At 31.6% G+C, this 21,194-nt stretch carries 20 protein-coding genes; 14 read left to right on the forward strand and 6 right to left on the reverse strand.

The annotated features are described in order from the left end of the window. Nucleotides 1-113: 113 nt before the first annotated feature. Nucleotides 114-575, reverse strand: a complete 462-nt coding sequence (locus tag EAH69_RS06185; RefSeq protein WP_121934314.1) for a MaoC family dehydratase — start codon at nucleotides 573-575, stop codon at nucleotides 114-116. A 388-nt stretch (nucleotides 576-963) separates the two neighbouring features. Here EAH69_RS06185 and EAH69_RS06190 point away from each other — a divergent pair, with 388 nt between their 5' ends. Beyond that, on the forward strand, nucleotides 964-4,425 hold the full coding sequence (locus tag EAH69_RS06190; protein WP_121934315.1) for a methylmalonyl-CoA mutase family protein: 3,462 nt from the start codon (nucleotides 964-966) through the stop codon (nucleotides 4,423-4,425). A 164-nt stretch (nucleotides 4,426-4,589) separates the two neighbouring features. On the opposite strand, the gene EAH69_RS06195 is transcribed toward EAH69_RS06190, so the two are convergent. Further along, the gene (locus tag EAH69_RS06195; protein ID WP_121934316.1) at nucleotides 4,590-4,769 is read right to left on the reverse strand and encodes a hypothetical protein; all 180 of its coding nucleotides are present in this window, start codon (nucleotides 4,767-4,769) and stop codon (nucleotides 4,590-4,592) included. A gap of 211 nt (nucleotides 4,770-4,980) precedes the next feature. Between EAH69_RS06195 and EAH69_RS06200 the strand changes: the two genes are divergently transcribed. Further along, on the forward strand, nucleotides 4,981-5,925 hold the full coding sequence (locus EAH69_RS06200) for a M20/M25/M40 family metallo-hydrolase (protein WP_121934317.1): 945 nt from the start codon (nucleotides 4,981-4,983) through the stop codon (nucleotides 5,923-5,925). Between the two features lie 33 nt (nucleotides 5,926-5,958). Here the strand turns inward: EAH69_RS06200 and EAH69_RS06205 are convergent, their stop codons facing one another. Then, nucleotides 5,959-7,986, reverse strand: a complete 2,028-nt coding sequence (locus EAH69_RS06205; RefSeq protein WP_121934318.1) for a TonB-dependent receptor — start codon at nucleotides 7,984-7,986, stop codon at nucleotides 5,959-5,961. 58 nt (nucleotides 7,987-8,044) lie between these two features. After that, nucleotides 8,045-9,277, reverse strand: coding sequence for a PQQ-dependent sugar dehydrogenase (locus EAH69_RS06210; protein ID WP_121934319.1), 1,233 nt, complete (start codon nucleotides 9,275-9,277; stop codon nucleotides 8,045-8,047). A gap of 170 nt (nucleotides 9,278-9,447) precedes the next feature. Here EAH69_RS06210 and EAH69_RS06215 point away from each other — a divergent pair, with 170 nt between their 5' ends. The 3 genes from EAH69_RS06215 to EAH69_RS06225 all read left to right on the forward strand — a co-directional run bounded on the left by EAH69_RS06215 (nucleotide 9,448) and on the right by EAH69_RS06225 (nucleotide 13,517). Further along, nucleotides 9,448-10,464 carry a PTS transporter subunit IIC gene (locus EAH69_RS06215; protein WP_121934320.1) on the forward strand — a complete coding sequence of 339 codons (1,017 nt, stop codon included), beginning with the start codon at nucleotides 9,448-9,450 and terminating at the stop codon, nucleotides 10,462-10,464. Between the two features lie 43 nt (nucleotides 10,465-10,507). Then, nucleotides 10,508-11,827: a solute carrier family 23 protein gene (locus tag EAH69_RS06220; protein ID WP_121934321.1), complete on the forward strand. Its 1,320-nt coding sequence runs from the start codon at nucleotides 10,508-10,510 to the stop codon at nucleotides 11,825-11,827. Nucleotides 11,828-11,903: 76 nt separating this feature from the next. Next, complete coding sequence (locus EAH69_RS06225; protein WP_121934322.1) at nucleotides 11,904-13,517, forward strand: glycoside hydrolase family 10 protein; 1,614 nt, start codon at nucleotides 11,904-11,906, stop codon at nucleotides 13,515-13,517. Between the two features lie 59 nt (nucleotides 13,518-13,576). Here EAH69_RS06225 and EAH69_RS06230 read toward each other — a convergent pair whose 3' ends face one another. Further along, nucleotides 13,577-14,083 (reverse strand): hypothetical protein, encoded by a 507-nt coding sequence (locus EAH69_RS06230; RefSeq protein WP_121934323.1) that lies wholly within the window; start codon nucleotides 14,081-14,083, stop codon nucleotides 13,577-13,579. Nucleotides 14,084-14,202: 119 nt separating this feature from the next. On the opposite strand from EAH69_RS06230, the gene EAH69_RS06235 reads away from it, so the two are divergent. The 8 genes from EAH69_RS06235 to EAH69_RS06265 all read left to right on the forward strand — a co-directional run bounded on the left by EAH69_RS06235 (nucleotide 14,203) and on the right by EAH69_RS06265 (nucleotide 18,795). Beyond that, nucleotides 14,203-15,225 (forward strand): WD40/YVTN/BNR-like repeat-containing protein, encoded by a 1,023-nt coding sequence (locus EAH69_RS06235; RefSeq protein WP_121934324.1) that lies wholly within the window; start codon nucleotides 14,203-14,205, stop codon nucleotides 15,223-15,225. A gap of 163 nt (nucleotides 15,226-15,388) precedes the next feature. Beyond that, the gene (locus tag EAH69_RS06240; protein WP_121934325.1) at nucleotides 15,389-15,835 is read left to right on the forward strand and encodes an SRPBCC family protein; all 447 of its coding nucleotides are present in this window, start codon (nucleotides 15,389-15,391) and stop codon (nucleotides 15,833-15,835) included. A gap of 24 nt (nucleotides 15,836-15,859) precedes the next feature. Next, nucleotides 15,860-16,087 (forward strand): VOC family protein, encoded by a 228-nt coding sequence (locus EAH69_RS06245; protein ID WP_121934326.1) that lies wholly within the window; start codon nucleotides 15,860-15,862, stop codon nucleotides 16,085-16,087. Nucleotides 16,088-16,093: 6 nt separating this feature from the next. Beyond that, the gene (locus EAH69_RS13930) at nucleotides 16,094-16,255 is read left to right on the forward strand and encodes a VOC family protein (RefSeq protein ID WP_230466727.1); all 162 of its coding nucleotides are present in this window, start codon (nucleotides 16,094-16,096) and stop codon (nucleotides 16,253-16,255) included. Nucleotides 16,256-16,258: 3 nt separating this feature from the next. Next, nucleotides 16,259-17,188, forward strand: a complete 930-nt coding sequence (locus EAH69_RS06250) for a DUF1801 domain-containing protein (RefSeq protein WP_121934327.1) — start codon at nucleotides 16,259-16,261, stop codon at nucleotides 17,186-17,188. Further along, nucleotides 17,188-17,649, forward strand: coding sequence for a DUF1801 domain-containing protein (locus EAH69_RS06255; RefSeq protein ID WP_121934328.1), 462 nt, complete (start codon nucleotides 17,188-17,190; stop codon nucleotides 17,647-17,649). Before EAH69_RS06250 ends, EAH69_RS06255 begins: the two co-directional genes overlap by 1 nt. Before the next feature lie 3 nt (nucleotides 17,650-17,652). Beyond that, the gene (locus EAH69_RS06260) at nucleotides 17,653-18,309 is read left to right on the forward strand and encodes a DUF2461 domain-containing protein (RefSeq protein ID WP_121934329.1); all 657 of its coding nucleotides are present in this window, start codon (nucleotides 17,653-17,655) and stop codon (nucleotides 18,307-18,309) included. Between the two features lie 27 nt (nucleotides 18,310-18,336). Continuing rightward, nucleotides 18,337-18,795 carry a VOC family protein gene (locus EAH69_RS06265; RefSeq protein ID WP_121934330.1) on the forward strand — a complete coding sequence of 153 codons (459 nt, stop codon included), beginning with the start codon at nucleotides 18,337-18,339 and terminating at the stop codon, nucleotides 18,793-18,795. 34 nt (nucleotides 18,796-18,829) lie between these two features. Here EAH69_RS06265 and EAH69_RS06270 read toward each other — a convergent pair whose 3' ends face one another. Further along, the gene (locus tag EAH69_RS06270) at nucleotides 18,830-19,177 is read right to left on the reverse strand and encodes a DUF805 domain-containing protein (protein WP_121934331.1); all 348 of its coding nucleotides are present in this window, start codon (nucleotides 19,175-19,177) and stop codon (nucleotides 18,830-18,832) included. A 190-nt stretch (nucleotides 19,178-19,367) separates the two neighbouring features. Between EAH69_RS06270 and EAH69_RS06275 the strand changes: the two genes are divergently transcribed. Continuing rightward, entirely contained in the window at nucleotides 19,368-21,134 is a 1,767-nt protein-coding gene (locus EAH69_RS06275) for an AMP-dependent synthetase/ligase (protein WP_121934332.1), read from the forward strand. Nucleotides 21,135-21,194 lie beyond the last annotated feature (60 nt).

A 21,194-nucleotide genomic window follows, 5' to 3' on the forward strand; every position in this document is an offset into this window, starting at 1 on the left:
AAGTAATGAGTAGTTTTCATGTGTACCCTAATCTTTAGTCTAAGATTGGGGTTTTTTATGGTATAAAAAGAGCAACCATTTGGTTGCTCTTTTATTAAATATTGTTTTTAATCTTAATCATTGAAGTGATACAAGAAAACAACATCACCAACATAAGCAGGTTTTGCGTTATCCTTGATTATTAAAGTAGATTCAATTGTAACTTTAATAACGCCTCTTAAATTAAGAATTGATTTTAATTTAGCTTGTAATTGAACTTCGCTATTAACTAATACTGGTTGCCCAAATTTAAAGTTTTCAATTCCATAATTAATCTCCATTTTAATATTACGAACATCAGCAATCTCTTTCCATAAATAAGGAATTAAAGATAAAGTTAAATATCCATGAGCAATTGTAGATTTAAATGGTCCTTCCTTTTCTGCTTTTTCCTTGTCACAATGAATCCATTGGTGATCTCTTGTAGCATCAGCGAAAATGTTGATTTGTTCTTGGTCAATTGTGTGCCAATTAGAAGTTCCAATTATTTTTCCTTCAAATGCTTTATATTCTTCGAAGTTGTTAATTATTACCATTTTTGGTCTATTTGTTTTTAATTTTAGTAAAGTTTACGAGTATAATTGTATTCAATTATGGGTTAAAAATATTAAAAACATTTGACAATAAAATTCTTTTTACAATGATTAAGAATGCATGCATAGTAATAGTATTTATATAAATTTAATTAACAGATTATAACATGTTAAAATTCAAGGTTATTGGCTCTATAAGTGTCTTTAATTGATAAATTAAAAATAATTTTATTTAATACATATTCTTTTATAGAACTCATAGAATAAGTTAAATATTATTATATTTTTTACTTAAAACAATTATTTACAAAATGTAATAATTAATTAAATTTCTGATGTTTTATTAATTCCGTTTTTTATATATTCGTATAAATCAAAACCCAACAAAAAAATGTCTGAACTATCAAAAGAAGTAAAGCAAGAGAAATTTGTGCATCCAGTACAAGAAATTTATCAGCCACAAAATAAAGTAAGAATTGTTACTGCAGCCGCGTTATTCGACGGACACGATGCAGCAATTAATATTATGCGCAGAATCATTCAGTCTACAGGATGTGAAGTAATACACTTAGGTCATGATAAATCTGTAGAAGATGTTGTAAATACTGCAATTCAGGAAGATGCAAATGCTATTGCTGTTAGTTCTTACCAAGGTGGTCATAACGAATACTTTAAATACATGTACGACCTTTTACAAGAAAAAGGTGCCGGACATATTAAAATTTTTGGTGGAGGCGGAGGTGTAATCCTTCCAGAAGAAATTAAAGATTTAATGGATTATGGTATTACACGTTTATATTCACCAGATGACGGACGTGCCATGGGATTACAAGGTATGATTAACGATAAAGTAACTAAAGCCGATTTCCCAACACCAGATTTAAAACTTCCAGAAGGTAAAACCATTTACCAATCTCTATTAGATAAAGATGTTACAACGGTTGCTCGTTTAATTTCGTTAGCCGAAAATAGAGAACATGAATTTGAAAAACTTTTCGATTACGATAAAGTAGAAGATAAATCTACACCAGTTTTAGGAATTACAGGAACAGGTGGAGCCGGAAAATCATCGATGGTAGACGAGTTAGTTCGTCGTTTCTTAATCGATTTCCCAGAAAAAACAATCGCTTTAGTTTCTGTCGATCCTTCTAAAAAGAAAACCGGAGGTGCTTTATTAGGAGATCGTATTCGTATGAACTCGATTAACAATCCACGCGTTTATATGCGTTCGTTAGCTACGCGTCAATCCAATTTAGCTTTATCTAAATATGTAGATCAGGCTATTCAGGTTTTAAAAGCAGCGAAATACGATTTAATTATTTTAGAAACTTCAGGAATTGGTCAATCGGATACCGAAATTTTAGACCATTCAGATGCTTCGTTATACATCATGACACCAGAGTTTGGTGCCGCTACGCAATTAGAAAAAATTGATATGTTAGATTTTGCTGACATTGTAGCGATCAACAAATTCGATAAGCGTGGCGCTTTAGATGCCATTCGCGATGTAAAAAAACAATACCAACGCAACCACAACCTTTGGGATGAAAACCCAGATACCATGCCAGTTTTTGGAACAATTGCTTCGCAGTTTAACGATCCAGGAACAAACCAATTGTACAAAGCAATTATGGATAAAGTGGTTGAGAAAACGGGAGCTGATTTAAAATCGACTTTCGAAATTACCAAAGAAATGTCTGAAAAGATATTTGTTATACCAGCAAACAGAACACGTTATTTATCTGAAATTGCTGAAAACAATCGTGGGTATGATGCCAAAGCTGTAGCTCAAAAAGAAGTAGCGCAAAAGTTATATGGTTTCTTTAAAACAATAGAAACAGTTTCTGGTAAACAACCAAAACTAGCTACACACGGAATCGAAATTGTTGGAACAGAAAATGCCGATTTAACAAAAGTGCTTTTAGCTGAGTTCGACAAATTAAAAATGAATTTAGATCCTTTTAACTGGGAAGTAATTACAACCTGGGACGAAAAGGTAAATAAATATAAAAATCCGGTATATTCGTTTAAAGTACGCGATAAAGAAATCAAGATTCAAACGCATTCCGAATCTCTTTCTCACTTACAAATACCAAAAGTTTCGTTACCAAAATACGAAGCTTGGGGCGATATTTTACGTTGGGTTTTACAAGAAAATGTTCCGGGCGAATTCCCTTTCACGTCTGGTTTATATCCATTCAAACGTGAGGGCGAAGATCCAACACGTATGTTTGCTGGAGAAGGTGGACCAGAGCGTACCAACCGTCGTTTCCACTACGTATCTAAAGGTATGCCTGCTAAACGTTTATCAACAGCGTTCGACTCGGTAACTTTATACGGTAACGATCCAGGGCACCGTCCGGATATTTACGGAAAAATTGGTAATGCCGGAGTTTCTATTTGTTGTTTAGACGATGCGAAAAAACTATATTCTGGTTTCAATTTAGCACATGCAATGACATCGGTTTCTATGACCATTAATGGTCCAGCACCTATGTTGTTAGGTTTCTTTATGAACGCAGCTATCGATCAGCAATGTGAAATTTACATCAAAGAAAACGGTTTAGAAGCAGAAGTAGAAGCGAAGATTGCAGCTATTTATAAACAAAAAGGTGCAGAGCGTCCGCGTTATAATGGCGAATTGCCAGAAGGAAACGATGGTTTAGGATTGATGCTTTTAGGTGTTACCGGAGATCAAGTTTTACCAGCAGACGTTTATGCCGAAATCAAGAAAAATACCTTAGCGCAAGTTCGTGGAACAGTTCAGGCAGATATTTTAAAAGAAGATCAGGCACAAAATACGTGTATTTTCTCTACCGAATTTGCTTTACGTTTAATGGGCGACGTGCAAGAATATTTTATCGAGAAAAATGTTCGTAATTTCTATTCGGTTTCTATTTCAGGATACCACATTGCTGAGGCTGGTGCAAATCCGGTAACGCAATTGGCATTTACATTGGCAAATGGATTTACTTACGTAGAGTACTATTTATCTCGCGGAATGGATATTAACGCATTCGGACCAAACTTATCATTCTTTTTCTCGAATGGTATCGATCCAGAATATTCAGTAATTGGACGTGTAGCTCGTAAAATTTGGGCAAAAGCCTTAAAAAATAAATACGGAGCAAACGAGCGTGCGCAAATGTTGAAATATCACATTCAAACATCAGGTCGTTCGTTACACGCACAAGAAATTGATTTCAACGATATCCGTACCACATTACAAGCCTTATACGCTATTTACGACAACTGTAACTCGTTACACACCAATGCGTATGATGAGGCCATTACAACACCTACCGAAGAGTCAGTTCGTAGAGCTATGGCAATTCAGTTAATCATCAACAAAGAATTAGGTTTAGCTAAAAACGAAAATCCAATTCAAGGTTCGTTCATTATCGAAGAATTAACGGATTTAGTAGAAGAAGCTGTTCTTGCCGAATTCGATCGTATTACAGAACGTGGAGGTGTTTTAGGAGCTATGGAAACCATGTACCAACGTTCAAAAATTCAAGAAGAATCGTTGTATTACGAAACCTTAAAACACGACGGAACCTTCCCAATTATTGGGGTTAACACGTTCTTAAGTTCTAAAGGATCGCCAACGGTAATTCCAGCCGAAGTAATTCGTGCGACAGAAGAGGAAAAGCAATTCCAAATCAAAACAAAAGACAGTCAAAATGCGCGCAACGAAAACGAAGTTGCCCAAGCGTTAGAAAAAGTGCAAACCGCAGCCATAAACAACAAAAACATTTTCGAGGTGTTAATGGATGCATCTAAAGTTTGTACTTTAGGTCAAATTACATCGGCATTGTTCGAAGTAGGAGGTCAGTACCGCCGCAATATGTAAACGCATTTTTAGTATAAAAACAAAAACGTATCTGTTAATTCAGATACGTTTTTTTATGTTTAAATTTTTATTTTGGGCGTTCCCTTCGGTCGGGCTTTACGCTATATCTTTGGTTCGTTCCTCACCAAAGGATGCCGCTGCAATCCCTAACGCTGAATTATAATTTAGCCAATAGATAATCCGTTTTTATATAAATATAATCCTAACAATAAGATTATTATAGTTTCTATTATCCAGACAGGTTTAGGATTAAATTTTATACTTTTCAAAATTAATTGTTCTAATCCTAAAACTATCCCTACAATAATAAATCCGATTAAGGTAATAACTCCTCCTAAAGCCATACCTCCATTATTGTTTATGAAGATAAAATTTAAAGCTAAAATGAGTTGAATTAATTCAAGAATTCCGAAAACAATAAAAAAGGCGTGATTTTCATTGGTATTGAGATTATTTATTAAATATAACCATTATTGTAAACGAATAATCATTTAAAGTTTTTATCACTAAATTCTCAATATAGCTTATTTTTGAATAATCATTTAAATCAATCAGATGAAAGTATTGTACATTTTCTTACTTCTATTTACTATCCAATTAAATGCACAGCAAATTGAGGTTAAAAATCTTCAAAATCATATTTATTTCCTTTCAGATGATCAAATGAAGGGTCGTGGAACTGGAAGTAAACAAAATACAAAAGCATCAAAATATATAGCGAAAGAGTTTAAAAAATTAGGCTTAGTACCTTTAGGTACAGATGGATATTATCAAAATTTTTTAGCTAAAGTGAAAAGAGTTGTAGTTCCTGATAGCATTCGTTCTGCACGAAATGTGATTGGTTTTATTAACAATCATGCAGATAAAACAATTGTGATTGGAGCACATTATGATCACATTGGTGAAGGAAAACAAGGAAGTTCATTGGCTGACAATAGTTATGGAATTATACATAATGGCGCTGATGATAATGCATCTGGAATTGCAGGGTTATTGGAATTAGCGAGAATTTTTAGTTCAAATTCTATTCAAGAACCTGTTAATTTTCTATTTATAGCATTTGGTGCTGAAGAATTAGGTTTAGTCGGTTCACGTTATTTTGTGAATAATCCAACATTGCCATTAAGTAATATACATTGGATGTTAAACATGGATATGATTGGTAGATTTAATCCAGATAATGGAGTTTCGATTATAGGATATGGTTCTTCTCCAGAATTTGAAATGTTATATGAGAAATTAGATAAAGCTAAATTCATTAAACATTATACTGGTTATGAAGGTAGAGGAGGATCAGATCAAACATCGTTTTACGAAAAAGATATACCTGTATTATTTTTCCATACAGGTGGTCATCCAGATTATCATCGTCCAACAGATGATGCAGATAAGGTAGATTATTTAAGTTTAAAAAGAATTTTAGAACTTGAAATGGCCTTTATCGAAGGTAGTTTTCCTTTTCAAAAAATGAATTTTAGAAGTACAGATAAGTCAAAATAATAGAATATGAAACCTGCATTTTTGCAGGTTTTTTTATAATGTAAATCGTGTTCCAAAATAGAAGTTGATGGTTGCTGCCGGATTATAAAATCGATTTCCAAAAGCATTTAAATCATATCCCGCACTGTACTTCGAATTGTATAGATTATTTACACCAGTATAGATGGATAATGAACTTTTCTTGATTTTAAAATTTGTGTCTACGAGTATATTTCCAATGATATATTCTTTTTCTTCAACTGTATTTGCATCATTTAAATAAAGCTTCGAATTAAAATAATTGCTCCAAATCACTTGTATTTTATTCAATAATTCTATAGATATGCTATTTTGAATTGAAAATTTAGAAATTCCAGGTATGATATTATTTGAATAATCATTGTTAGCGATTTTGTATTGATTATATTTAAAATCATAGAGATGACCTGAAACAAAAAATGAACCTTTCGTGAAAATTGAATGGTCAAAATTAAATGGTTTTGATTGTAGTTGAAATTCAATTCCTCGTTGTTTTGTTCCTCCAGAATTGATAAAATAATCGTTACCATTTTCATCTTGTCTTCGAACAATTGCATCTTTTAGATCAAAATCAAATACAGTGAATTCGAAAAACCATTGGTTAATACTGTGGCGAATACCAATCTCTTTATTCCATCCATATTCTGAATTTAGATTTTGTTGAATTTCTTGGGAAGAAGATCTTACTTCTTCTGTCGTAGGTGATGAAATACCTTTAGCAATTTTTCCTCGAACACTCCAATTATTCATAAATTTATAAGTTACGCCCAATTGAGGTAACCATTGCATTTGAAATGACTTTTTCCCTGATTCTACAATAGGATATAATGTTTCCCAATTGTAGTTCATCGTATTAAGACTTAGCGAAGCATCAATAAACCATTGATTGGCGATGTTTGCGTGCTGATTGATGTAATAATATCCGCTGTAAGTTTGTAAATCATCAAATTTTTGAGGATTTCCTTTTGTTCCTGCGTTATTATCATAGTTTCGAAAAGAAGTTTTATTCAATCCTAATTCAGTTCCGAAACGAGTATTTAATTTGATTTGATCTAATTGTTTTTCGTACTCAAAATACAAACGTCCTTGAAAGTTATTTTCTTTTCGCACTTCAAAATTTGAAATAAATGGATTTTTAAAATCTGTAAAAGAAGATTGAAGCATGATAAAATTTTTCCAATTCGGATTGATTTTCCATAAATGACTTATTCCTCCAAGAAAAGTTTTATTCTTAATTCCAGCTTGTTGTTCAACTGCACTTGGTAAAGTTGCAGTGGCTAATCGTGCTTGTCTACGATCTGCCTGCATTTGATTATAAGTTAATCCACCAGGTGTTTGATACTGTAAATCTGTGAATAAAAGTAAAAGATTTAATTCATTCTCATTTTTGTAATTCCATTGATCTTTCAATAGAAATGAATTTCGTTTTATTGCAGATTGCTCGCGATAACTATCGGATTGATAATGTGATTGACCTAAATGTAAATGATGATTTCCTATTTGTTTATTGAAATTGATATTTTCATGAAATTGGTTATAACTTCCTGTACCAATAGAAGCTTTTACACCATCTTTTTTTAATGTTTTTAAAACTGCTACACCACCAGTTTCTACTCCAAATTCTCCACCTTGAGGACCTTTCATTATATCTATTGATGATAAAAATTGAGGTTCAATTAAATTTAAATAGGCATTTCCTGTTGCATCAGTTAAAATAAAATCATCCAAATATATTTTGACATTTCTAACACCAAATGGAGAACGAATTGTACTTCCTCTTAATGATAAGCGATAACTACCAGGCGAGCGTTCCTCCATTTTAACTCCAGGAACAGTATTAAAACTCTCCATTAATCGTTCTGGATGATTCAATTGCATTTGATGTTTATTAATTGAATTTAAAGAAGTTGTAGTTTCTAAAATTGGAGTTGTGCGATGAAATGTTTGAATGATTGTTTCATTCAATTGGATACTATCATTTTCTTGTGCATGAGAAGAAAAACTTGTGACTAAAAATAATACAGGAATATAAATGTTTTTCATGGCAGTAAAGGATTTACGTTAAAAAAGTGGTAATCAACATTACCACTTTTTTCTTCAATTATTTTTTAGCGATTCGGTATAGTTTCCCATTGTCACCAACTGCATACAAATGACCATCAATACCAGTAACCATATCTCGAATACGATCTTTTTGATCTAATAATAAATGTTCTTCACCTATTACTTTATTCCCTTCAATTACTAAACGAACTAAAGCTTGTTTTACCATACCACCAACAAATAAACTTCCTTTCCATTCGTCAATCGAACCAGTGTAAAATTCGGCTCCACTTGGTGCAATTACAGGATCCCAATAATAATTTGGTTGTTCTAAACCTTCATTATTTGTAGCTCCATTTGCAATTTTACCACCAGCATATTCAATACCGTATGTAATTAAAGGCCAACCATAGTTTTTACCTGGCTGAATTAAATTTAATTCGTCTCCACCACGTGGTCCATGTTCTATTTCCCATAATTCACCTTTATCATTAAACGCTAAACTTTGTGGGCTTCGGTGACCTAAACTATAAATTTCTGGTAAAACCTCTTTGTTTGATTCAAAAGGATTTCCAGATGCAGGTTTTCCATCTGTTGTAATACGAATAATTTTACCCAAAGGTGATTTTAAATCTTGAGCATATTTACGCATTTCATCAGAAGAACGTTCACCAAAAGAAGCATATAAATATCCGTCTTTATCAAAAACTAATCGGCTTCCGTAATGTAAACCACTATCATGAGATGGGAATGTTCTATAAATTATTTTTACATTTTCTACTTTGGTTTCGTCAGTAGATAACGTTGCTTTAGCAATAGATGTTTGATCATTTTTACTTCCATCAGTTGCAGGTTCAGAGAAAGTCCAATAAATCGTTCGATTTTCTTTAAAATTTGGATCTAAAATAACATCCAATAATCCACCTTGATTGTATTGATTTACTTTAGGTAAACCTGTTATTTTTTTTAATTCATATGGTTTCTGTAAATCAATAATCATCATATAACCAGACTTTTCAGTCATTAATAATTTTCCATCAGGTAAATTAACAATAGCCCAAGGTAAACCTAAATTCTCATTCACGACACTCACATCATAACCACTTTTCGTTTTGATATAATTTGCGCGTGTTTGGCCCTCAAATGCTGGTTTATATTCAGTATTTGCAGCTTCAGTTTCTTTGGAAATGCTTTCATTGGTTTTAGCATCAGCATTTTCAGTATTATTCTTATTGTTAGTACAAGAAAATAAGAAAAGCATTGATAATGTTAATGTTGCAAGATTCTTCATGGATATATTATTTAACTCGAATTTACTATTTTAATTTTAAAATATTCCAAACCAAATCAAAGTTCGATAACCTATTTATTTTAAGTTGTTTAATTTGATTTAAAAAAATAAAGACAATTAGATAAATAGCGAATTAAGAATGATGATATTTGTAAACTGATTTTTTATAAATGAAAGAATTTCTTAAAAGAAAAGATATTGAGTTATCGCCTAAACGCTATTTTATTGATGCGATGGGAGCAATGGCTTATGGTTTATTTGCTACTTTATTGGTTGGTACGATTTTAAAAACGATTGGCGAAGAATTTGGAATCTCTTTCTTGAAAGATGTTATTTGGCCCGTTGCCAATCAAGCAACAGGTCCAGCAATTGCATTAGCCATTGCATATAGTTTACGCGCACCACAATTGGTTATGTTTTCTTCAGCTGTTGTTGGTATAGCTGCTTATCAATTAGGTGGTCCTTTAGGAGTCTTTATAGCGACTATATTTGCTGTAGAAATTGGTAAAATGGTTGCAGGCGAAACTAGAATTGATATAGTAATTACGCCAATTATAACCGTTTTGGTCGGAGTAATTTTAGCTCAATTTATTGGTCCAACTGTAAATCAATTAATGAAATGGATTGGCGAATTAATTATGTTATCTACAGATACTAATCCTTTAGTTATGGGAATTGTAATAGCAGTTATTGTTGGAATTGTGTTAACCTTACCAATATCATCAGCTGCATTATGCTTGATGTTAGAATTGGACGGATTAGCTGCCGGAGCTGCTACAATTGGATGTTGTGCTCAAATGATAGGATTCGCAACGATTAGTTTTAAAGATAATGGAATAAAAGGTCTTTTGGCGCAAGGTTTAGGGACAAGTATGTTGCAAATGCCGAACATTTATAAAAATTGGAGAATTTGGATTCCGCCTACTTTAGCATCTGCTATAATTGGTCCGATTGCAATTATTTATTTTAATTTGACAAATTCGGCATTAGAATCTGGTATGGGAAGTTGTGGATTGGTTGGTCAAATTGGTACATTTAACGTAATGAAAACTGAATATTCGTCAATTTATATTTTAACATCAATCCTTGGTTTACAAATTATTGCACCAGCAATTTTATCATATATTTTTTATTTCTTGATGAAGAAAAAACAATGGATTAAAGATGGTGATATGAAGATTTTTTAATCGAATTGTTTCTTCTAATTTTGTAACAACAAAAAACATTATAATGAGTCAGAATAATGACAAAAATATTGTGCTAAGAATTGAAGATAAACCCAAACTAGGACAAGGAATATTATTAAGTATTCAACACTTGTTCGCGATGTTTGGAGCGACGGTATTAGTTCCTGCATTAACAGGAATGAATCCATCCATAGCTTTAATCTCAAGCGGTCTTGGAACCTTAGCTTTTATATTAATTACAAGAGGAAAAGTTCCATCTTATTTAGGATCTTCATTTGCATTTATCAATCCAATTATAGCTTTAAAAGTTTTAGAAGCAGATCCTGCAAGTGGTATACAAACAGGGAGTTTTCTTGTAGGAAGTTTTTTAGTAGGTTTAGTTTATGCATTAGTTGCATTAATTATCGCAAAAGCAGGTACAAATTGGTTAATGAAATTATTACCACCAATTGTAGTTGGTCCAGTTATTATGGTAATTGGTTTAGGATTAGCTTCAACAGCTATTGGAATGGTAACCAATAATCCAAAAGGAGAATACGATTTAACGTATGTAACAATTGGTTTTGTAACTTTGTTAATTACAATAATCACTGCAATTTTTAGTAAAGGATTCTTAAGTGTAATTCCTGTTTTAGTTGGAATTGTAGGTGGTTATATTTTTTCAATTTTTATGGGTGTTGTTAATTTACAACCTGTATTAGATGCCAATTGGTTTCAAATTCCAGATTTCACAGTTCCATTTATCGATTATTCACCTTTTATTTCTTGGTATGTTATTTTGTTGATGGTACCAGTTGCAATCGTTCCAATTGCAGAGCATATAGGGCATCAATTGGTATTAAGTAAAGTGGTAAATAAAGATTTGATCAAAGATCCAGGTTTAGATCGATCAATGTTAGGAGATGGAATTGCAACAATGATTGCAGCTTGTATCGGTGGACCTCCAAATACTACATATGGAGAAAATATTGGAGTATTAGCAATAACTCGTGCATTCAGTATTTATGTATTTTTAGGCGCTGCATTTTTTGCAATAATATTTGGTTTTTGTGGCAAAATTTCTGTTTTACTAAGTACAATTCCAGGCCCAGTAATGGGTGGAGTTTCTATTTTATTATTTGGAATTATTGCTTCAAGCGGATTAAGAATGTTAGTAGAAAATAAGGTAGATTTTAAAATAAAACGTAACTTAATTATATCATCTGTTATCTTAATTATAGGAATTGGTGGAGCAGCGATTCATATTGGTAAAATGTTTTCTTTAGAAGGAATGGCTTTAGCTTCGATTGTAGGAGTAATGCTAAATTTAATTTTACCTGGACGAGAGGAAGTTAGCTTTGATGATATGTTTAACGAAGAATAAAACCAAATTATAGTAAAGCTTATGGTATAGATTTTATACTTTAGTAATCAATTATAAATAATGAATTTTCATTCTAATGAAATTAAATCATAAAACATTATTGGTGATGCTAGGTATTGCATCACTTACATTTACTGCTTGTTCATCGAATAAATCATCGAAACAAGTCGTTTATAAAAAAGTATCAAAACCGGTAACTAAACCAGTAACACCGAATCAAAATAAAACTACAACTGTAGTAAAACCACAAGTTACTAAACCGCAAGAGGAAATTTATAAGGTAGCATTACCAGAAATTAACCGAGAATTTAGAGCTGCTTGGGTTGCAACTGTTGCAAATATAAATTGGCCATCTAAACGAACTTTAACAACAGATCAGCAAAAAGACGAAGCGGTTAAGATTTTAGATATGTTAGAATCTAATAACTTCAACGCTGTAATTTTTCAGGTTCGTCCTTCGGGAGATGCCTTATATAAAAGTAATTATGAACCTTGGTCTTATTTCTTAACAGGCGAAATAGGTAAAAGTCCATATCCATATTATGATCCTTTAGAGTTTTGGGTTGAAGAAGCTCATAAACGTGGATTAGAATTACACGTTTGGTTAAATCCATATCGTGCACACCATTCTAGTGGAGGAGCAGTTACAAGTCAATCAATGGTGAAACAAGCTCCAGAAAATGTTGTTCGTTTAAAGAACGGAATGTATTGGTTTGATCCTGCAGATAAGCGTACACAAAATCACGTGTCTAATGTAGTTAAAGATATTGTTTCACGTTATGATATTGATGGTGTTCATTTTGATGATTATTTCTATCCATATGCTTCTTACAACGGAGGAGCAGATTTTCCAGATAATACAACTTGGAATCAATATGTTAAAAATGGTGGAAAATTAGCTCGTGCTGATTGGCGTCGTGATAATGTAAATTACATCATCGAACGTATTTATAGAGAAATCAAAGCTGAAAAACCATTTGTAAAGTTTGGTATTAGTCCATTCGGAATTTGGAAGCCAGGTTATCCTGTAGGAATTACAGGTTCTTCTCAGTACGATGAATTATATGCAGATGCTAAATTATGGTTGAATAAAGGTTGGGTTGATTATTTTTCACCTCAATTGTATTGGCCAATTGAATCGAAAGGGCAACCATTTCCTAAATTATTAGAATGGTGGAAATCAGAGAATACACATAATCGTCACTTATGGCCTGGATTAAATACCGTTGAGGTAAAAGCTACAGATCGTACAACAGAAATTGTAAATCAGGTTAAAGTTTCAAATGAAATTTTAGATCAACATCCTGGTGTTATTCACTGGAGTATAGCTGGATTAACAAAAAATCCTTCGATGTTAAGTTCTTTAAAAAACGGACCTTATAAATCAAAAGCATTAGTTCCAACAATGAATTGGATTAAATCTGCAAAGTTAGATAAGCCAAAAGTTTTAGTTACAAATCAACCAAAAGATGTTGTAGTAAATTGGAAAGAATCGAAGTCAAACAATATTTCTCAATGGGTTTTATTTGCAAGATATAATGACAATTGGGAAACGATATTTTTAAATCCACATACAACATACCACACAGTTTCTAAATCGAAAAATGGTAAAACTTTAAATGCGGTTGCGTTAAAAGGAATTGATCGTTTAGGGAATGAAAGTGATTATGTAGCGGAAAGAATTAATTAATATTTTATCATAAAAAAAAAAAGGGATGCATTTGCATCCCTTTTTTAGCTTTATAATTATTATAAAGCTTTTATTACTTTATCGTTAATGTTATAATAGTTAATTACATCGTCGTAATTTTCATAATTAATTCCATTTGCAGATCTTCCAAAGTTAGCAGGAATAACAACTACTCTAAATGTTTGATTTCTGATAAATTCAGATCCAGTTAAGTCAAAGGTTCCTCCAGCATAAATTGTAATATCATTTACAGTGAAATCAAAAGTATAATCAACTTCATTTCCGTCAGATAAATAATACGTTTTAGGTAAAAGTTCCCAAACTGGATTACCGTTAGCAGTTGCAGATTGTCTGTAGATTAAAACTACATCACTGCTATATAATGGTACTTGAAATTGTCTAAAAATATTGTAACCATTATTATCGTAAGTAAAGTTTACATTTTTGATGTCGTATACAGAAGAAATTGTATCAGTATCTTGTGTATAATTATCATCGTCAGTTGTACAACTCACTACAAATACACTAAAAAGTGCAATTAAAAATAAGGGTAGTAATTTTTTCATATTGTAAATTTTTTTCAAATATAATTCAAACCTTATACCAAATAATATTATTTATTATAATTAAATTAGAATTTACACGTTATTACGTTTTTAATCATGGCTTATAATTATTTACGATTATGAAATATTTGTTTTTATTATTATCTAGTTTTTCGCTAGCTCAAACATATAAAGTTTTAAATGAAGAAAAATCCGATGTTAGTTTTCGTGGCTTAGCGGTAGAATCAGCAACTAATTTTGTAGTTTCTGGATCTAAAAATACAATTGGTAGAACTACAGATGGAGGTAAAACATTTAAATGGATCAATCCAACGGTTGTTGAAAATAGAGATTTTCGTGATATAGAAGTGTTGGGAAAAGATACGTATTTAGCTATTGGGATTGACGCGCCAGCCTATATTATTTTAACAAAAGATGGTGGGAAAACGTGGAACAAAGTGTATGAAAATACTCAGAAAGGAATCTTTTTAGATGCAATTCATTATAACCCAAAAACAAAACAAATTATCGTATTAGGAGATCCAATTGAAGCTGGTAAACCTTTTGTTTTAACCTCTACAAGTACAGATCCAACGAAATGGACAATTGCAAAATCTTTAATGAATCAAGGTTTACGTCTTAAAAATCCAAAAGAAGCATTTTTTGCTTCAAGTGGTAGTAATTTATATGCAGACGATAAGCAAGTGTTAATCGTTTCTGGTGGAGCAGCATCTAATCTTTATCGTTATACACCAAAAGGTGGGCAGTTGTATACATTAGAAAAAACAGCTTCTACCAATTCAGGAATCAATGGTATGGCATACGATGCAACGAATAATGTTGGATATTTAGTAGGTGGAGATTATACAAAACCTAATGAATCGAAGTATAATTTGTATAAATTTAAAATTAATGCTACAACAAATAAAATTGAATTTATTGATTCGTGGAAATATCCTGAAGGATATAAATCAGGTGTAACAATCTTAAGTAAAGATAAGGTTTTAGTTTGCGGCTATTCAGGGGTTGATTATTCTTCTGATGGTGGTCACAATTGGAAAATCATAACAAAAGATAGTTACAATACTTGCAATGCCTCTCCTGATAAAAAATCGGTTATTTTGGTCGGTAATAAAGGTAAAATCGGAAAGGTTACTTTATAACCAAATTCAAATCTAAATATAAATCCAGCTTTACGGCTGGATTTTTTTATTTCAATTACTTTAAACTATTTTAATTTATTGTTTTGATGCGTATTATCTATTTTAAATTCATATTTATTAAACATTTTTTTATCTAAATTAGATAGTATAAAATCCAAGCAATATGAAAATTACAGCTCAAGCAAGTATACAGATTTTAAGACCTATTCACGAAGTGTATGAAGCGATTATCATGCCTGATAAAATGAGTACTTATTTTATTGAATCTTCATCTGGTCAGTTAGAAGCATATAAAACTGTGATTTGGAAATTTCCTGAATTCAATGATACTTTTCCTGTGACTGGAATTTTAATGAAACCCAATGAATATATTTCGTTCGATTGGAGTGGTGGCGAAGATAATATGATGGTTGAAATTTATCTTGAAAAATTTGGAGAAGATTTTACAGTTATCAATGTCATCGAACACGAATTTAATTCGGATAAAGAAGGCATCGAACAAGCGATGCGACAAACTGGTGGTTGGGCTAATTTCTTGGCTTGTATGAAAGCGAGTTTAGAGTATGGAATCAATCTTCGTACAGGTGCTTTTGATTTTATGAAACCTTAAAATTGATAAAATAAACTACTATAAATGGCTGAAAACACGAATAATTTCGGTAAAATACTTTGGTCTGATTTAACAGTTGAAAATGCTGATGAAATCAAAAATTTCTACAAAGAAGTTGTTGGTTGGGAAGAAAATACTGTACCGATGAAAGATGGCGAGGAGGATTATGTAGATTACGGAATGGGAAATAATGGCGAAGGTTCTGCCGGAATTTGTAATAAGCGTGGTAAACATAGTCATTTACCTTCGTAATGGATCATGTACATCAATGTAGAAAATGTTGAACATTCTTTGAGTAAGGTGATTGAATTAGGTGGGAAATTGATTCATGAAGCTCGTAAAAAAGATGGATCTTATTTTTATGTAATAGTTGAAGATCCAGCTGGTGCAGTTTTCGGTTTAGGAAATTTTAATGCTTAATTGATGACGCAAACTTTTTCAACTATCGAGGAATATATTGCAACTTTTGAAGGTGATAAAAAAACTATTCTTCAATCGATTTCAGATTTTGTCCAAAAGATAGTTCCTGAGGCAAAAGCTATTATTAATTATAAAATGCCAACATATAAGCTAAATGGAAATTTAATTCATTTTGCTATGTTTAAAAATCATGTAGGAATTTATCCTGGTGATGAAATGATTGTACATTTTAAAGAAGATCTAAAGGCTTATAAAATAACAAAAGGAACAATTCAACTTCCATTAGACCAAGATATCCCTTTTGATTTACTTGAAAAAATAATTCTTTATAAAGCTGAAATTTTAAAAGACAAAGAAGTTCCAGATTGGAAAAAATACCACGATCAATATGCAGATATTACTGAAAAATTAGTCGAAATTGTTTCTAAAACTGATTTAGTAAGAGAGTTTAAATGGGGCGGAGATATTTATACTTACAACGGTAAAAATGTTTTAGCTTTTAGTGGATTCAAAAATCATTATTCGTTATGGTTTCATAATGGAGTTTTCTTAGAAGATAAAGCAAAAGTTTTGATGTCTGCTAATGAAGAAAAAACAAAAGGATTACGTCAATGGCGTTTTAAAACATTAGCAGATTTAGATGAAAAATTAATTGAAAAATATATCAAAGAAGCAATTCAGATTGCTAAAGATGGTAAAGAACTAATCATAGAAAAAGCTCCACCAAAAGAACCGCAAGGTATTTTAAAATATGCTTTAGAAGAGGATCAGGATTTTAGTTTAGCTTTTTTCGCTTTAACTCCAGGTAGACGAAAAGATTACATTGAATACATAGACGAAGCAAAACAAGAAAAAACCAAAATAACGAGGTTGGATAAAATTAAACCCTTGATTTTGGACGGAAAAGGATTAAACGATAAATACAAAAGCTAATGCAATATACAGCAACAAATGCACAAGAATATTTTGATGGAATTCCAGAAGAGCGTAAAGCAGGTTTCGAGAAATTATATCAAACCATAAAAGAGAATTTACCTTCTGGTTTTTCCGAGCATGTAAGTTATGGACATATCGGATTTGTAGTTCCGTTTACTACTTACTCAAAAGGATATCATTGCGATGCTTCTCAACCTTTACCTTTTGTAGGAGTTGCTTCTCAGAAAAATCATATAGCGGTTTATCACATGGGAATTTACATGAATCCAGAAATTTTAGATTGGTTTGTAACTGAATTTCCAAATCATTCTAAAAAGAAATTAGACATGGGGAAAAGTTGTATTCGATTCAAGAAAGTAGAGGATATTCCATACGATTTAATTGCTGAATTGTCAACTAAATTCACGGTAGATGATTATGTAAATTTGTACGAAAGTCTTTTAAAACCTAAAAAATAAGTAATGACAAATTTGTTCGATTTTCTACATCAATTAGAGCGAAATAATAACAGAGAATGGTTTACAGAAAATAAACCAGCCTATGAAATTGCTAAAAAGGAGGCGGATACAATTTTTGAAGAAGTTTATGAAGCTTTGTCAGAAATAGAAGCTTTGCAACCTTTAAAAAAATATCGTATTTATCGTGATGTTCGATTTTCTTTAGATAAAACACCTTATAAAACTCATTTTTCAGCTTTTGTTGGTCGTAAAAAACCGAAAGATAGAGGTGGTTTTTATATTCATTTTGAAAATGGAAATTGTTTTATCGGAGGAGGATTTTGGGGACCTGAAAAAGACGATTTATTTCGAATTAGAAAAGCCATTGATTCGTCATCTGAATTAGAAAAATTATTAAATGATAAAAAGTTAGTAAATGCTTTTGGAGAATTATATGGAGATGAATTAAAAACTGCTCCTAAAGGTTTTCCGAAAGATCATGCTCGTATTCATCTTTTAAGAAAGAAACAATTTTTATTGATCAAGAAGTTTGAAGATGATGAAATTTTTCAGTCAGATTTTCCTCAAAAAGTAGTAGACGCATATCAAATTTTATTACCATTTTATCATTACATGACTGAAGTTTTAACGATAAATGAAAATGGAGAATCTTTAATCTAAAATACAAAACCACATAAAAGTATTACAATGGCTAAAATTCATGCTTATTTAAATTTTAATGGAAACTGTGCTGAGGCATTTAGTTTCTATGAAGGCGTTTTCAACACAAAGAATGTTGGAATTTATAAAATGGGAGATATGCCTCCGATGGAAGGAGCGCCTGCTATTCCAGATTCGGCAAAGGAAAAAGTAATGCATACAGCACTTTTTATCAATGAAACTACAATGATTATGGGTTCTGATGTAGTTCCAGAATTTGGACATCAGTACCAAGCTGGTAATAATGTCTATGTGATGTTAGATACCGAAACGGCTGAAGAAGCAAAATCGATTTATGAAAAATTATCCGTAAATGCGCAACGAATGGAAATGCCTTTGGGAGAGCAATTTTGGGCTGAATTGTATGCTTCGTTTGCAGACCAATTCGGAATTAATTGGATGATTCATTTCGAAGGAAATAAAGCACAAAAATGCGAAGATGAATAATTAAAAATCCCCTCAAGAATTGAGGGGATTTTTTTTAGTTGTTACCTAGCTCTTCTAAATTAAGTGCTGTATTACCAATTCCTTTCGGATTTTCTCCATATTCGTTTTCTCCATGTTCACCATCTCCGAATAACATCCATAATCCATAAAACGGGATTAATTGATACCACCCACTATTACCTCTATCGTGGCATCTTTTCGCTCCTTGCGCAATAATAAACCAAACGAATGGTACATATAAAATAATTGCTATCCAAACTAAAGATTCATTTATTTCTAATAGAATTGATGGTATAATACATATTATAGCATATATAATGTAGGAAAGTCCGTACTCTAATCTTCTAATTCTTCCTTCAAAAGAAAATGGGTTTTTAAACATATTATTGATTTTTATATATTTAAATCTTTTATGCAATAATGTATAAAAGATTTAAATATATGATTAAAATCGTATAATTTGATTTATTTTTCTTCATTCAAAACAATTCTCGATATTGTTAAATAAGACTTAAATGTCTTTTTTTACAATAATAATTTGCCGAAATTTGATTTTTATACAAAATCATCAAATGAAAAATCCAACTAGAGTTTTCGACCTTCCTTATTTTCAATTAAAAAAATACAACGAAATTGATATCTTCAGTTCCAAAACTGATGGTACTTGGCAAGGAATCAAAACAAAAGACTTCATTCAACGTGTAAATAACATTTCAAAAGGTTTATATGCTTTAGGTGTTCGTCCAAACGATAAAGTTGCAATGATTAGCGAAAATCGTTTAGAATGGAATTTAGTTGATTTTGCAATACAGCAAATTGGTGCTGTTGTAGTAGCTGTATATCCAAATATTTCGGATAATGATTATGAGTATATTTTTAATCATTCCGAAATTAAATATTGCTTAGTTAGCAACGATTCTTTATATCAACGTCTTTTAAATCTAAAGGATAAAATTCCTACGTTAAAAAACGTTTTTACATTTAATTCTTATCCACATATTCCGCATTGGTTTGATATGATTAAGGAAGGAATTCATGTGGAAGATGCAATTTTAGATGATTTAAAAGCGAATGTCAAAACAGATGATTTAGCAACTATCATTTATACTTCTGGTACAACTGGCGATCCCAAAGGAGTTATGTTAACGCATAAAAATCTTTTATCGGATGTTATTAGTTCAGAATATTCGTTTCCAATTACGGCTTACGATCGTGCATTAACTTTTTTACCTGCATGTCATGCCTACGAACGTGTTTTTCAATACGTTTATATCTACATGGGAGTTTCGATTTATTTTGCTGAATCCATGGAGGTAATTGGTGAGAATATGAAAGAAGTTAAACCTCATATTTTTTCTGCTGTTCCTCGTGTTTTAGAAAAAGTTTTTGATAAAATCATGGCAACTGGAGAGCAGTTAACAGGTTTAAAAAGAGCTTTATTTTTCTGGGCGATTAAATTAGGTGAGCAATATGATGTAGATCAATCTAAACATTCAGCTTGGTATAAATTTCAATTGAATATTGCACGTAAATTAATCTTTTCAAAATGGAAAGATGCATTAGGTGGTAATATTAAAGGTGTAGCATCTGGTTCAGCTACTTTACAAGAGCGACTTTTAAAAATTTATTTAGCTGCCGGGATTCCAATTTGGGAAGGTTATGGTTTAACTGAAGCTGCGCCTTGTGTGTCTGTAAACTGTATTAAACGTGGAATTAAGATCGGAACTGTTGGTATTCCTTTAATCAATATTGATGTAAAATTAGCTGAAGACGGAGAAATCTTAGTCAAAGGTGATAATGTAATGAAAGGGTATTTTAAAAATCCTGAAGCTACTGCTGAAGTGATTAAAGATGGATGGCTACACACAGGTGATATTGGAGTATTTGAAGGGGAATTTTTAAAGATTATCGACCGTAAAAAGGAAATGTTTAAAACTTCTGGAGGTAAATATATCGTTCCACAACAGATCGAGAAAAAAATGGTTGAATCTAAATTCATAGAACAAGCCATGGTAATTGGTGAAGGAAAGCATTATCCTGTTGCTTTAATTGTACCTAGTTATTCTAATTTGTTGGATTGGGCGAAAGCTGATAATAACGATTTAATTAATTTACCAAAGAAAGAGTTTTTATTGCATGATAAAGTAATTGCTAAAATTCAGGCAGAGGTTGATTCTTCCAATAATTACTTCGGTAATTGGGAAAAAGTAAAACGATTTGGTATACTTCCTGAAGAATTTACAATAGAAACTGGCGAATTAACCCCAACGTTAAAACTGAAAAGAAAGATAATTTTAGAAAAATTTGATTCAGAGATTCAAAAAATATACGCTAAATAATTCAGAAGCTTCCAATTGGAAGCTTTTTTTATCTGTCTTGATTAAATAAAATCATTTTAA

The organism is Faecalibacter macacae (assembly GCF_003687725.1).
Classification (GTDB): Bacteria; Bacteroidota; Bacteroidia; order Flavobacteriales; family Weeksellaceae; genus Empedobacter; species Empedobacter macacae.

Coding starts and splice junctions, on each gene's coding strand:
- EAH69_RS06185 (WP_121934314.1), bottom strand. CDS start 575: ATGGTAATAATTAACAACTTCGAAGAATATAAAGCATTTGAAGGAAAA.
- EAH69_RS06190 (WP_121934315.1), top strand. CDS start 964: ATGTCTGAACTATCAAAAGAAGTAAAGCAAGAGAAATTTGTGCATCCA.
- EAH69_RS06195 (WP_121934316.1), bottom strand. CDS start 4,769: ATGGCTTTAGGAGGAGTTATTACCTTAATCGGATTTATTATTGTAGGG.
- EAH69_RS06200 (WP_121934317.1), top strand. CDS start 4,981: ATGAAAGTATTGTACATTTTCTTACTTCTATTTACTATCCAATTAAAT.
- EAH69_RS06205 (WP_121934318.1), bottom strand. CDS start 7,986: ATGAAAAACATTTATATTCCTGTATTATTTTTAGTCACAAGTTTTTCT.
- EAH69_RS06210 (WP_121934319.1), bottom strand. CDS start 9,277: ATGAAGAATCTTGCAACATTAACATTATCAATGCTTTTCTTATTTTCT.
- EAH69_RS06215 (WP_121934320.1), top strand. CDS start 9,448: ATGAAAGAATTTCTTAAAAGAAAAGATATTGAGTTATCGCCTAAACGC.
- EAH69_RS06220 (WP_121934321.1), top strand. CDS start 10,508: ATGAGTCAGAATAATGACAAAAATATTGTGCTAAGAATTGAAGATAAA.
- EAH69_RS06225 (WP_121934322.1), top strand. CDS start 11,904: ATGAAATTAAATCATAAAACATTATTGGTGATGCTAGGTATTGCATCA.
- EAH69_RS06230 (WP_121934323.1), bottom strand. CDS start 14,083: ATGAAAAAATTACTACCCTTATTTTTAATTGCACTTTTTAGTGTATTT.
- EAH69_RS06235 (WP_121934324.1), top strand. CDS start 14,203: ATGAAATATTTGTTTTTATTATTATCTAGTTTTTCGCTAGCTCAAACA.
- EAH69_RS06240 (WP_121934325.1), top strand. CDS start 15,389: ATGAAAATTACAGCTCAAGCAAGTATACAGATTTTAAGACCTATTCAC.
- EAH69_RS06245 (WP_121934326.1), top strand. CDS start 15,860: ATGGCTGAAAACACGAATAATTTCGGTAAAATACTTTGGTCTGATTTA.
- EAH69_RS13930 (WP_230466727.1), top strand. CDS start 16,094: ATGTACATCAATGTAGAAAATGTTGAACATTCTTTGAGTAAGGTGATT.
- EAH69_RS06250 (WP_121934327.1), top strand. CDS start 16,259: ATGACGCAAACTTTTTCAACTATCGAGGAATATATTGCAACTTTTGAA.
- EAH69_RS06255 (WP_121934328.1), top strand. CDS start 17,188: ATGCAATATACAGCAACAAATGCACAAGAATATTTTGATGGAATTCCA.
- EAH69_RS06260 (WP_121934329.1), top strand. CDS start 17,653: ATGACAAATTTGTTCGATTTTCTACATCAATTAGAGCGAAATAATAAC.
- EAH69_RS06265 (WP_121934330.1), top strand. CDS start 18,337: ATGGCTAAAATTCATGCTTATTTAAATTTTAATGGAAACTGTGCTGAG.
- EAH69_RS06270 (WP_121934331.1), bottom strand. CDS start 19,177: ATGTTTAAAAACCCATTTTCTTTTGAAGGAAGAATTAGAAGATTAGAG.
- EAH69_RS06275 (WP_121934332.1), top strand. CDS start 19,368: ATGAAAAATCCAACTAGAGTTTTCGACCTTCCTTATTTTCAATTAAAA.